Origin of the sequence: Streptomyces murinus, assembly GCF_002154555.1 — a bacterium.
Lineage (GTDB): Bacteria > Actinomycetota > Actinomycetes > Streptomycetales > Streptomycetaceae > Streptomyces > Streptomyces murinus.
Genome location: NZ_MUNF01000093.1, coordinates 1 through 12,689 on the forward strand (window position 1 = coordinate 1; position 12,689 = coordinate 12,689).

The 12,689-nt window shown below is 70.0% G+C and carries 11 protein-coding genes; 3 read left to right on the plus strand and 8 right to left on the minus strand.

Going from position 1 to position 12,689, the window contains the following annotated elements:
* Positions 1–25: 25 nt before the first annotated feature.
* The 5 genes from CCN72_RS07360 to CCN72_RS07380 all read right to left on the minus strand — a co-directional run bounded on the left by CCN72_RS07360 (position 26) and on the right by CCN72_RS07380 (position 5,340).
* Entirely contained in the window at positions 26–481 is a 456-nt protein-coding gene (locus CCN72_RS07360) for a heat shock protein transcriptional repressor HspR (protein ID WP_037658517.1), read from the minus strand.
* A 5-nt stretch (positions 482–486) separates the two neighbouring features.
* On the minus strand, positions 487–1,662 hold the full coding sequence (dnaJ, locus tag CCN72_RS07365; RefSeq protein ID WP_085565779.1) for a molecular chaperone DnaJ: 1,176 nt from the start codon (positions 1,660–1,662) through the stop codon (positions 487–489).
* Between the two features lie 36 nt (positions 1,663–1,698).
* Entirely contained in the window at positions 1,699–2,373 is a 675-nt protein-coding gene (grpE, locus tag CCN72_RS07370; protein WP_085565778.1) for a nucleotide exchange factor GrpE, read from the minus strand.
* Positions 2,370–4,214, minus strand: coding sequence for a molecular chaperone DnaK (dnaK, locus tag CCN72_RS07375; RefSeq protein ID WP_086806819.1), 1,845 nt, complete (start codon positions 4,212–4,214; stop codon positions 2,370–2,372). Before dnaK ends, grpE begins: the two co-directional genes overlap by 4 nt.
* A 94-nt stretch (positions 4,215–4,308) precedes the next feature.
* A complete protein-coding gene (locus CCN72_RS07380; RefSeq protein ID WP_085565776.1) occupies positions 4,309–5,340 on the minus strand; it encodes an MraY family glycosyltransferase in 1,032 nt (343 codons plus the stop codon).
* A 220-nt stretch (positions 5,341–5,560) separates the two neighbouring features.
* Here CCN72_RS07380 and CCN72_RS07385 point away from each other — a divergent pair, with 220 nt between their 5' ends.
* Complete coding sequence (locus tag CCN72_RS07385) at positions 5,561–7,843, plus strand: (Fe-S)-binding protein (protein WP_086806820.1); 2,283 nt, start codon at positions 5,561–5,563, stop codon at positions 7,841–7,843.
* A 583-nt stretch (positions 7,844–8,426) separates the two neighbouring features.
* Here the strand turns inward: CCN72_RS07385 and CCN72_RS07390 are convergent.
* On the minus strand, positions 8,427–8,753 hold the full coding sequence (locus CCN72_RS07390) for an antibiotic biosynthesis monooxygenase family protein (RefSeq protein ID WP_085565774.1): 327 nt from the start codon (positions 8,751–8,753) through the stop codon (positions 8,427–8,429).
* Between the two features lie 250 nt (positions 8,754–9,003).
* On the opposite strand from CCN72_RS07390, the gene CCN72_RS07395 reads away from it, so the two are divergent.
* Positions 9,004–10,260 carry a VCBS repeat-containing protein gene (locus CCN72_RS07395; protein ID WP_086806821.1) on the plus strand — a complete coding sequence of 419 codons (1,257 nt, stop codon included), beginning with the start codon at positions 9,004–9,006 and terminating at the stop codon, positions 10,258–10,260.
* Positions 10,261–10,354: 94 nt separating this feature from the next.
* Positions 10,355–11,458, plus strand: a complete 1,104-nt coding sequence (locus CCN72_RS07400) for a Yip1 family protein (RefSeq protein WP_172427586.1) — start codon at positions 10,355–10,357, stop codon at positions 11,456–11,458.
* A gap of 77 nt (positions 11,459–11,535) precedes the next feature.
* Here CCN72_RS07400 and CCN72_RS07405 read toward each other — a convergent pair whose 3' ends face one another.
* Positions 11,536–12,033, minus strand: a complete 498-nt coding sequence (locus CCN72_RS07405; protein ID WP_037658369.1) for a phosphoribosyltransferase — start codon at positions 12,031–12,033, stop codon at positions 11,536–11,538.
* Positions 12,034–12,046: 13 nt separating this feature from the next.
* The gene (gene dcd, locus CCN72_RS07410) at positions 12,047–12,622 is read right to left on the minus strand and encodes a dCTP deaminase (protein WP_085565772.1); all 576 of its coding nucleotides are present in this window, start codon (positions 12,620–12,622) and stop codon (positions 12,047–12,049) included.
* Positions 12,623–12,689: the final 67 nt, after the last annotated feature.

Genomic DNA, 12,689 nt, shown 5'->3' on the forward strand with positions numbered 1-12,689 from the left:
TCGCCGCGCGTGGTACCGCGACTGCTCAGTCGCCCTGCTGCGGGGACCGCTTGGGCCGCCACACGACCAGCGCGCTGGTCTGCTGGACCTCCTGATACGGGACCAGGTCCCGCCGGTAGGAGGCGTGCACGGCGGCCTCGCGCTGGCGCATGGTGGCCGCCGCTCCGTCCAGGGCCGACTCCAGCTCCGCGACACGGGACTGGAGCGCGGCGACCTGGTTCTCCAGTTCGATGATGCGCTTGATGCCGGCCAGGTTGATGCCCTCGTCCTGCGACAACTGCTGCACCTGGCGGAGCAGTTCGATGTCACGGGCCGAGTAGCGCCGGCCCCGGCCCGCGGTGCGGTCCGGGGAGACCAGGCCCAGGCGGTCGTACTGGCGCAGCGTCTGCGGGTGGAGTCCGGAGAGCTGGGCCGCCACCGAGATGACGTAGACCGGGGACTCCTCGGTCAGTTCGTACGGATTGCGCCGGCGGCCTTCCATCACGCTCAAGCTCCCTTCGCGGCCTCGAACAGCTCCGCCCGCGGGTCCTCGCCCGCGGTCGCCTCGCGATACGCCTCCAGTGCGTCACGAGCCTTCCCCGACAGGTCCTCCGGGACACTCACCTCGACGGTGACCAGGAGGTCGCCGCGGGTGCCGTCCTTGCGGACCGCGCCCTTGCCGCGGGCCCGCATGGTCCTGCCGTTCGGAGTGCCCGGGGGCAGCTTCAGGGTGACCGGCGGGCCGCCGAGGGTCGGCACCCGCACCTCGCCGCCGAGCGCGGCCTCCGCGAAGGTGACCGGGACGGTCACCGTCAGGTTGTCGCCCTTGCGGCCGAACACCGGGTGCTCGCCCACGTGCACGGTCACATACAGATCGCCGGCCGGACCGCCCCGCTCACCGGGGGCGCCCTTGCCGCGCAGCCGGATCCGCTGCCCGTCGGTGACACCCGCCGGGATGCGGACCTGCATGGTGCGCGAGGACTTGGCGCGTCCGCTGCCCTTGCAGTCCGGGCAGGGGTTCTCGGCGATCAGACCGCGGCCCTTGCAGTCGGGGCAGGGGTCGGTCAGCGAGAAGCCGCCGCCCGAACCCCGGGCGATCTGGCCGGTGCCGACGCAGGTCGGGCACACCCGGGGCGTGCCGTTCTTGTCGCCGGTGCCGGAACAGGCCTTGCAGGGCTGCTGGGAGGTCATCCGCAGCGGCACCGTGGCCCCCTCGATCGCCTCGGTGAAGCTGAGGGTGACCTCGGTGTCCACGTCCTGGCCGCGGCGCGGCTGCGTACGGGTCGCCCCGCCCGCCCCGCCCCGGTTGAACAGGCCCCCGAAGACATCGCCGAGCCCGCCGCCGAAGCCGCCGCTCTGGGCGGTGCCGCCGCCTCCGAAGAGGTCGCCCAGGTCGAAGTTGAAGTTGCCGCCGCCGGCGCCCGGACCGGGGCCGAAGCCGCCGTTGCCGAACAGGGCGCGCGCCTCGTCGTACTCCTTGCGCTTCTTGGGGTCGCCGAGGATGTCGTTCGCCTCGGAGATCTCCTTGAAGCGCTCCTCGGCCTTGGCGTTGCCCTTGTTGGCGTCCGGGTGGAACTCGCGCGCGAGCTTCCGGTACGCCTTCTTGATCTCGGCCTCGGTGGCGTCCTTGGGGACGCCGAGGACCTTGTAGAAGTCCTTCTCGATGAAGTCCTTGGTGCTCATTCCCGACGTCCCTCCTTCCCGTCCGCTGTGATTACGTCAGCCCTCCTCCGGGCCACCGTTCTCCTTGTCGTCGGCCGCCTCGGACTTCTCCTCGGCGCCCTCGGCCTTGCCCGCCTTCTCCGGCTTCCCGGCCTGCGCGCCCGGCTGCGGCTCGGCCACGGCCACCCGCGCGGGGCGGATGGTGCGCTCGCCGATGCGATACCCGGGCTGAAGGATCGCCACGCAGGTCGTCTCGGTGACGTCCGGCGCGTAGCTGTGCATCAGGGCCTCGTGGATGGTCGGGTCGAAGGGCTCGCCCTCCTTGCCGAACTGCTGGAGGCCCAGCTTGGCCGCGGTGGCCTCCGTCGACTCGGCCACCGACTTGAAGCCGCCGACCAGTTCGCCGTGTTCCCGTGCGCGGCCGATGTCGTCGAGCACGGGCAGCAGCTCGGTCAGGAGGTTCGCGACGGCGATCTCCTTGACCGTGACCCGGTCCCGCTCGACCCGGCGGCGGTAGTTCTGGTACTCGGCCTGGAGCCGCTGGAGGTCCGCGGTGCGCTCGTTCAGCGCGGTGCGTACCTGGTCCAGCTGGGCGACCAGACCGGCGTCTGCGTTCGCGTCCCCGGCCGGGGCCGCCCCCTCCTTGGGGGCGGCCTTCGACTCGGCGTCGTCAGGGGTGGCGCCGGAGGGGACGTCGGGCTTCTCCTCGAAGCCCGGGGTCTCCTCCGTCACGCGGCACCGTCCTTGCGCTCGTCGTCCACGATCTCGGCGTCCACGACGTCGTCGTCGGCCTTGGCCTGGCCGGCACCGGCGTCACCGGCACCCGCGGCCTGCGCGCCCTGGGCGTCGGCGTACATCGCCTGGCCGAGCTTCTGCGAGACGGCCGCGACCTTCTCGGTGGCGGTGCGGATCTCGGCGGTGTCCTCGCCCTTGAGCTTCTCCTTCAGCTCGGCGATGGCGGACTCCACCTCGGTCTTGACCTCGCCCGGGACCTTGTCCTCGTTGTCCTTGAGGAACTTCTCGGTCTGGTAGACGAGCTGCTCGCCCTGGTTGCGGGTCTCGGCGGCCTCGCGGCGCTTGTGGTCCTCCTCCGCGTAGCGCTCGGCCTCCTCGCGCATGCGGTCGACCTCGTCCTTCGGCAGCGAGGAGCCGCCGGTGACGGTCATCTTCTGCTCCTTGCCGGTGCCGAGGTCCTTCGCCGTGACGTGCATGATGCCGTTGGCGTCGATGTCGAAGGAGACCTCGATCTGCGGGACGCCGCGGGGCGCCGGCGGCAGACCGGTCAGCTCGAACATGCCGAGCTTCTTGTTGTACGCCGCGATCTCGCGCTCGCCCTGGTAGACCTGGATCTGCACGGACGGCTGGTTGTCCTCGGCCGTGGTGAAGATCTCGGAGCGCTTCGTCGGGATCGTGGTGTTGCGCTCGATCAGCTTGGTCATGATGCCGCCCTTGGTCTCGATACCGAGGGACAGCGGGGTGACGTCGAGCAGCAGGACGTCCTTGACCTCGCCCTTGAGGACACCGGCCTGGAGCGAGGCGCCGATGGCGACGACCTCGTCCGGGTTGACGCCCTTGTTGGCCTCCTTGCCGCCGGTCAGCTCCTTGACGAGCTCGGCCACGGCGGGCATACGGGTGGAGCCACCGACGAGGACGACGTGGTCGATCTCGTTGATGGAGATGCCGGCGTCCTTGATGACGTTGTGGAACGGCGTCTTGCAGCGCTCCAGCAGGTCGGCCGTCAGCTGCTGGAACTGGGCGCGGGTGAGCTTCTCGTCCAGGTGCAGCGGGCCCTCGGCGGACGCCGTGATGTAGGGCAGGTTGATCGAGGTCTCGGTGGACGAGGACAGCTCGATCTTGGCCTTCTCGGCGGCCTCACGCAGGCGCTGGAGGGCCATCTTGTCCTTGGACAGGTCCACGCCGTGACCGGACTGGAACTGCTTGACCAGGTAGTCGACGACGCGCTGGTCCCAGTCGTCACCACCGAGGTGGTTGTCACCGTTGGTGGCCTTCACCTCGACGACGCCGTCGCCGATCTCCAGCAGGGACACGTCGAAGGTGCCGCCACCGAGGTCGAAGACGAGGATCGTCTGGTCGTCCTTGTCGAGGCCGTAGGCCAGCGCGGCGGCCGTCGGCTCGTTGACGATGCGCAGGACGTTCAGGCCCGCGATCTCGCCGGCCTCCTTCGTCGCCTGACGCTCGGAGTCGTTGAAGTACGCCGGGACGGTGATGACCGCGTCGGTCACCTTCTCGCCCAGGTACGCCTCGGCGTCCCGCTTGAGCTTCTGCAGGATGAAGGCGCTCATCTGCTGCGGGTTGAACTGCTTCCCGTCGAGCTCGATCTTCCAGTCCGTGCCCATGTGGCGCTTCACGGAGCGGATGGTCCGGTCCACGTTCGTGACCGCCTGGCGCTTGGCGACCTCGCCGACCAGCACCTCACCGTTCTTCGCGAAGGCGACGACGGACGGCGTGGTCCTGGCACCCTCGGCGTTGGTGATGACGGTGGGCTCGCCGCCCTCCAGAACGCTGACGACGGAGTTAGTCGTGCCCAGGTCGATGCCGACCGCACGTGCCATGGTTGATTCCTCCAGCTGACTTGAGTGCAACGGACTCAAGTGTGCACGAGCGGGCCGCTGGGGTCAACAGACCTGAGTCATCCAGACTCAAGTCTTATCCGTTCCTTACACGCAACCGCTCGCTGACCTGCGTCGATGCCATACGGCGAGGCCGCTGGACCGGAATCCGAACAGGCGCCCGCAGGAGTACGAGCACCAGGACGGCCGCTCCTCCGGCCACCCAGAGCACGGGTTCCTCCCCCGCCCATCCGGCATGCACGAGCACTCCCGCGAACACCGCGGCGAAGGCGCACACCCCGAGCACCACCACGGCCCCCGGCTGGGTGAGCCCGAACCGCCGCAGCCGGTGCACCAGGTGGTCCGGGCCACGCCGCAGCGGCGGCCGGCGCCCGAGCAGCCGTACGAGAACCACCAGGGCGGCGTCCGCGAGGGCGACGGCGCCGAGGCAGAAGAGCACGGCCGCGCTCGGTCCGATCGCGTACCCCGCGCGGGTGAAGACGACCCCGGAGGACAACAGGAACCCGGTGAACAGCGAGCCGCAGGCGCCGAGTCCGACGCGGGCGGGATGCCAGTTGTGCATCAGGAAGCCGGTGAGGGCGGCGGCGAACACGCTGAGCAGGACGGCGAGCCCGTCCATCACCTCGATGGCGGCGCAGACTCCGGCCCCGAAGGCGGTGACCACGCCCACGGTCCCGGCAAGACCGTCCGCGTGGTCGAGCCCCCGGAAGACGAGCGTGACGAGGACGATCCCGGCCACGGCGAGCGCGCCCCCGGCCACCCCCGTCTCGTCGTAGGGCACCACGCAGGCCGCCGCGACCGCCGTACCGGCGGCGATCACCCGGCCGCGCAGCCGCCAGACGTCGGCGACCAGGCCGAGCAGTCCGACCGCCACGGCGGCCAGGAGCAGCCCGCCGACCCCGTCACCCAGCGGGGCGACCCGGGTCCATTCACCCGTCCAGGCGACCAGCGAGGTGACGGTGACGACGGCGAGGCCGCCGAGCAGGGGCAGCGGACGGCTTCGGCGCCGGTCCACGACCCCCGCCCGCAGGGCGGGCAGCCGGAGCAGTGCCGCGAGGACGGCGGTGAGCAGCAGGGCGGCGGAGGCCGCAGCGATCCCGTAGAGCACAGCTCTAAGGTAGGGGTGAAAGTAGCAATTCGGGATGAATAACACGATCAGATTGCCCTTGAGGTGATCAGCACGTCACCATGGGCGGCCGTTCAGCGACCCATATCACCCCGCGCTCCCCTGCGGCGCGACGGAAGATAGGGGTAGTCTCAGAGAACTGCATAAGTTACCGCTTAGTAATGTCCGCTCGGTCAATTCGAGGCCGCCCTCAGGAGCCCCCATGCAACTCGCCGCGATCATCGTGTCGCTGGTCCTGATCGTGGTCGGCGTGGCACTGTTCGGCCGCGCCCTCCTCCAGATCTTCAACTTCATGCGTCTCGGCCAGCCCGTGCCGGCCGGGACCAGGACCAATGACCCCACACAGCGCACCGTCACGGTGGCCAAGGAGTTCCTCGGCCACACCCGGATGAACCGCTGGGGCATCGTCGGCGTGGCGCACTGGTTCGTGGCGGTGGGCTTCTTCTCGCTGCTGCTGACGATCGTCAACGCGATCGGCCAGCTCTTCAAGGCGGACTGGATCCTGCCGATCATCGGCGACTGGGCGCCGTACAACGTCTTCGTCGAGTTCCTCGGCACCATGACCACGATCGGCATCCTGGTGCTGATCGCGATCCGCCAGCTGAGCAAGCCGGACAAGCCGGGCCGCAAGTCCCGCTTCGCCGGCTCGAACTTCGGCCAGGCGTACTTCGTCGAGGCCGTCATCCTGATCGTCGGCGTCTGCATCTTCACGCTGCACGCCCTGGAGGGCGCCCAGCACCACGTCGACGGCTACGAGGCGTCGTTCTTCATCTCGTATCCGGTCGTCGCCTGGTTCAAGGGCATGAGCGTCGGCACGCTCCAGAACCTCACCTACTTCTTCGCCGCCCTGAAGATCGCGACCTCCTTCATCTGGATGATCACGGTCGCCCTGAAGACCGACATGGGCGTGGCCTGGCACCGCTTCCTCGCCTTCCCGAACATCTGGTTCAAGCGCAACGCCGACGGCGGTACCTCGCTCGGCGCGCTGCTGCCGATGACCTCGGGCGGCAAGGCGATCGACTTCACCGACCCCGGCGAGGACGACGTCTTCGGCGTCTCCCAGGTCGAGCAGTTCTCCTGGAAGGGCCTGCTGGACTTCTCCACCTGCACCGAGTGCGGCCGCTGCCAGTCGCAGTGCCCCGCCTGGAACACCGGCAAGCCGCTGTCCCCGAAGCTGCTGATCATGTCGCTGCGGGACAACGCGCACGCCAAGGCGCCGTACCTGCTGGCCGGTGGCGGCAAGACGGTGGAGGGCGAGGAGAAGGCGTCCGAGGAGCAGCTGGCCGGGGTGCCGGCCGCGGCCCTGGCCGAGGCCGAGCGCCCGCTGATCGGCACCGCCGAGGAGAACGGCGTCATCGACCCGGACGTGCTGTGGTCCTGCACCACCTGCGGCGCCTGTGTCGAGCAGTGCCCGGTGGACATCGAGCACGTCGACCACATCGTGGACATGCGCCGCTACCAGGTCATGATCGAGTCGGCCTTCCCCTCCGAGGCGGGCACGATGCTCAAGAACCTGGAGAAGAAGGGCAACCCCTGGGGGCTGGCCAAGAAGCAGCGCTTGGAGTGGACCAAGGAGGTCGACTTCGAGGTCCCGGTCGTCGGCAAGGACATCGAGGACCTCACCGAGGTCGAGTACCTCTACTGGGTCGGCTGCGCGGGCGCGCTGGAAGACCGCGCCAAGAAGACCACGAAGGCCTTCGCCGAACTCCTCCACATCGCGGGCGTCAAGTTCGCGATCATGGGCGGCGACGAGAAGTGCACCGGTGACTCCGCCCGCCGGCTGGGCAACGAGCCTCTGTTCCAGGAGCTCGGCATGGAGAACGTGATGGCCCTGAACACGGCGTTCGGCGAGGAGCTGGACGACGACGGCAAGGCCACCGAGGAGTCCAGGAAGCCGAAGTCGGCGAAGAAGATCGTCGCCACCTGCCCGCACTGCCTCAACACGCTCGGCAACGAGTACCCGCAGCTCGGCGGCGACTACGAGGTCATCCACCACACCCAGCTGCTCCAGCACCTGGTGGACGAGGGCAAGCTGATCCCGGTCACGCCGGTCGAGGGCATCATCACCTACCACGACCCGTGCTACCTGGGCCGCCACAACAAGATCTACACGCCCCCGCGCGAGATCATCGGCAAGGTCCCGGGGCTGCGCAACGAGGAGATGCACCGCCACAAGGAGCGGGGCTTCTGCTGCGGCGCGGGCGGCGCGCGGATGTGGATGGAGGAGCGCATCGGCAAGCGCATCAACAACGAGCGCGTGGACGAGGCCCTCTCCCTCAACCCGGACATCGTCTCCACGGCCTGCCCCTTCTGCCTCGTCATGCTGACCGACTCGGTCAACGGCAAGAAGAACGACGGCAAGGCCAAGGAATCCATCCAGGTCGTCGACGTCGCCCAGCTGCTGCTGGACTCGGTGCGGACCCCGGTGGACCCGGCGGGCGAGTCCGAGTCCGAGACCACCCCGGAGCCCGAGCCGGTCAAGTGACGGCCCCCGAGGCCCCCTGAAACCCGACGACGCCCCCTGCTTCGCACAGGCAGGGGGCGTTGTCGTGTTCGGGGGCGGGGGTGCCTCCGCGCAGCCGCCGTGCGCACTTGGCGGGCATCGGGCCGCAAACCTACGGCCAGGGCGGGGCGACCAGGAGCCGGCAGAGGATTGAGAGCGAGCCGGAGGCCGGAAACGGACGCGGATCGGAAGCCGACCGATGGTCGGGACAGAAGACCAGAAGCGGCGGGCGGCCGGAAAGGGATCGCGGGCCGGTGCGCGAGCCGCAGGCATGAGGCCGAGGCGGGGACTCCACCCGGGCGCGCCCGTGTTCTCGTCACCGATGCACCGGGGCGTCCAGGCGCGCACCCGGCCCACCGAGCGGGTCGGCCGCCAGAGGGAACCCCCACCGTGGGCACAGCCGCCGTACGCGGTCGGCCCTGTGCGGCCGGACCGAGGCGTATGCCCAGCCCGGCCCATCCGCTCACGTGAGAACGCCACGAGCAGCCACGCGCCGGGGGTGAGGCCGCGGCGAAAGGGCACGGCGCCGGGCCTCGCTCACGCCGCCGAGGCCCGGCGCCGGGCGTCACGCGTTCTTCGGGGCCGCCTGCTGGACCACGTCGAAGGACCACAGGGTGGAGCCGGAGGCGGCCGGCTTGGGGCGGTCGCCCTCGGTGGCGCCGCCCTGGTGGGCGGCCTTCATCGGGCCCTCCATCCACGCCTGGAAGGACGCCTCGTCACGCCAGCGGGTGTAGACGAGGTACTGGTCGGTGCCCTCGACCGGGCGCAGCAGCTCGAACCACTCGAAGCCGTCGGAGTTCTCCACCGCGTGCGCCCGCGAGGCGAACCGCTTCTCCAGGACCTCCCGCTGCTCGGCGGGCACGGTCAGCACATTGATCTTCACTACGCTCATGGGTCCATCCTGCGCCACCCGCCCCGCTCCCGCCGCAGGGGCACCCGGTAACTCGCCACGGACATCACACACTTAACGGCACCCGGCGAACTCCCGTACAACCCTTGCCCGGCACCGCGCGTCTCTTGATCGCCGACCCGCCGGTAAACCCGGGGACAACGCACGACGAACCCCGGACGGGCCCGGCCGGTCCGCACCCAACCGACTGCGGATGCCCGCCCGGCATCCTCCGCACGCCGCAGGAGAACGCATGCACCTGCACCGAAGACTCGCCCTCGCGACGGCCACCGCGGCCGCGCTGACGGGCGGTCTGCTCACCTTCGCCGCCGCCCCCGCCACGGCCGCCGACTCCACCCGGGTCGCCAAGGCCGACTTCAACGGCGACGGCATCGGCGACCTCGCCACCTCCGCCGCCACCGCCTACGTCAGCGGCCACAAGAACGCCGGCGCGGTCGTCGTCATGTACGGCTCGAAGACCGGCGTGTCCGCCGCCGGGCACACCCTGCTCACCCAGAACACCGCCGGCGTCCCCGGCGGCGCCGAGGCCGGCGACGAGTTCGGCGGCGACCTGGCGTACGCCGACTTCAACGGCGACGGCTACGACGACCTCGCCGTCGGCACCCCCGACGAGAAGGTCGACAGCGACACCGACGGCGGCGCCGTCGCCATCCTGTGGGGCTCCAAGAGCGGCCTGACCGGCAAGGGCGTCAACGTCGCCGACCCGGCCCCCGCCTCCCACGACTACTGGGGCGAGACCCTGGCCGCCGGCGACTTCGACGGCGACGGCAAGGCCGACCTGGCCGTGGGCAGCAGCAACAGCACCCTCTACCTCTACCGGGGCGGCTTCACCACCGCCGGCAAGCCCGGCAGCCGTACGACCGTCAAGGCGCCGATCCGGTCGGGCACCGCCGGCGGCGCCCACGGGCCGCTGAACCTGACCGCGGGCGATGTCAACGGCGACGGCCGTACCGACCTCGTGGTCGACGGCTACGAGACGAGGACCAGCCACGGCTGGAACACCAACTACTGGCTGCCCGGCGCCGCCACCGGCCTGAACGCCTCCGCCGCCAAGGCCCTCAAGCCCGGCATCATCACCGCCATCGGCGACGTCAACGGCGACGGCTACCAGGACCTCGTGATCAGCGCCCCGGAAGAGGACCTCGACGGGGTCACGAACACCGGCATGGTCACCGTCCTGTACGGCTCCGCGTCCGGCGTGAACACCGCCTCCGGCGCCCAGTCCTTCGCCCAGAGCACCACGAACGTGCCCGGCCAGGACGAGAAGAACGACCTGTTCGGCACCGACGTCAAGCTGGACGACGTCACCGGCGACGGCAAGGCCGACCTGATGGTGGGCTCGTACGAGAACGGCGGCGACGGCGCGGTCACCTATCTGCCCTCCGACGGCAGGAAGATCACCGCGATCGGCTCCCGCGCGGTGTCGCCCGCCTCGGCCGGGGTGTCCACGACCGGGGTGCCGCAGTTCGGCTCCGTCTTCGCGGACTGAGCCGCGCTTCAGCGGACCGAGCCGCGCTTCACCGGGCCGGGACAGTTCAAACCCGGAACCATCCCTGGTGAAACGGCTGACGACCCCTTAGGGGATGTCACAGGTCGGCCGCAATGCCGGGCCCGGACCGCCGGGCCCGGCACGTCACCCTCCGGGACCAGGTACGTTCGATGACGTGGCTGGATTCAGGATCGGACGCGGGGGCCGGGACGACCGCACCCCCCAGGGACAGCAGGCGCAGCAGGGACCGTCGTACGGCCGCTCCGGCCCGTCGGGCGGGCGACGCGGCCCGTCGTCGTACGGGCAGCAGGGGCCCCAGGCGCCCGGACAGGGCGCGGGACGGCCGTCGTACGGCTACCCGTCGCCGCAGCCGCCGCAGCCCTCGTACGGGCAGCAGTCGTACGGGCAGCCGCCGCACGCACCGCAGTCGTACGGGCAGCAGTCGTACCCCCGGCAGGGTCGCCCCTACGGGCACCAGGGCCCGGCGGACGACGGCCCGGAGTACTTCGACGACGGCTACGGGGGCGGCACGCCGGACCCGTACGCGGCGAACACCCCGGGCCACACCCAGGCCTTCTCGATCGACGAGGCCGCCGGCTACACCCAGGGCTCGACCTACCAGGCCGGCTCCGCCGCCGCGCCCGCCCCGCCGGTGGGCCCGCCGCTGCACTGGAAGGAGCTGCTGCGGGGGATCGTCCTCTCCCCCGACCCGACGTTCCTGCGCATGCGGGACTACACGATGTGGGGCCCGGCCCTGATCGTGACCTTCCTCTACGGCCTGCTCGCCGTCTTCGGCTTCGACGACGCCCGCAAGGAGGCCATCGGCGCCACGCTGTCCAACGCGGTGCCGATCGTGCTGATCACCGCGGTCGTGATGGTGCTCGGCCTGTTCATCCTCGGCGTGGTCACCCACACCCTGGCCCGCCAGCTCGGCGGCGACGGCGCCTGGCAGCCGACGGTGGGTCTGTCCATGCTGATCACGGCCCTCACGGACGCGCCCCGCCTGGTCTTCGCCATGTTCTTCGGCGGTGACGCGGGCTTCGTCCAGATACTCGGCTGGGCCACCTGGCTCGCCGCGGGCGCGCTGCTCACCATGATGGTGTCCCGCTCCCACGACCTGCCGTGGCCGAAGGCGCTGGGCGCGTCGGCGATCCAGCTGATCGCGCTGCTGTCGATCGTGAAGCTGGGCACGTTCTAGTTCCTGGTTCGGCATGTGAGAGGGCCCCGGTGGCACGCCACCGGGGCCCTCTCACATGTCCGACGTGTCCGTGTTCCTCAGGCGTCGAGCACCTGGTCGTCCCGCTTCACGACGGGCGGCTGCACGCTCCACGGGAAGTTGATCCAGTCGTCGGTGCGCTTCCAGACGTACTCGCACTTCACGAGGGAGTGGGACTTCTCGTAGACCACCGCGGAGCGCACCTCGGCGACGGTGTCGAGGCAGAAGTCGCGGACCAGCTTGAGCGTCTTGCCGGTGTCGGCGACGTCGTCGGTGATCAGGACCTTCTTGTCGGAGAAGTCGATCACGTTCGGGACGGGTGCGAGCATGACCGGCATTTCGAGGGTCGTGCCCACGCCGGTGTAGAACTCGACGTTCACCAGGTGGATGTTCTTGCAGTCGAGGGCGTAGGCGAGCCCGCCGGCCACGAACACACCGCCCCGGGCGATGCTGAGCACGATGTCCGGCTCGTACCCGTCGTCCGCGATGGTCTGGGCCAGCTCGCGGATGGCGCCGCCGAACGCGTCGTAGGTCAGGTTCTCCCGCACGTCACTCATGTTCTGGATGCCCTCACACCTGGGTCCGATGGAAATTGACATAGGACCGCGAGGCGGTCGGCCCGCGCTGGCCCTGGTACCGCGAGCCGTAGCGCTCACTGCCGTACGGGAACTCCGCGGGCGAGGACAGCCGGAACAGGCACAGCTGGCCGATCTTCATCCCCGGCCAGAGCTTGATGGGCAGGGTGGCGAGGTTCGACAGCTCAAGGGTGACGTGACCGCTGAAGCCCGGGTCGATGAACCCGGCGGTGGAGTGGGTGACCAGACCGAGCCGGCCCAGCGAGCTCTTGCCCTCGAGGCGCGAGGCGAGGTCGTCGGGCAGCGAGATGACCTCGTACGTCGACGCGAGCACGAACTCACCGGGGTGCAGGATGAACGGCTCGTCGCCGTCCGGCTCCACCAGCCGCGTCAGATCGGTCTGCTCGACGGAGGGGTCGATGTGCGGGTACCGGTGGTTCTCGAACACCCGGAAGTAGCGGTCCAGCCGAACATCGACGCTCGACGGCTGAACCATGGATTCGTCAAAGGGATCGATCCGTACCCGCCCGGCGTCGATCTCGGCCCGGATGTCCTTGTCTGAGAGAAGCACGTAGCGAGGATACGCAAGGCGCGCGGAGCCATGACAATCGTGACGACTCCGCGCGCCTTGCGTATCC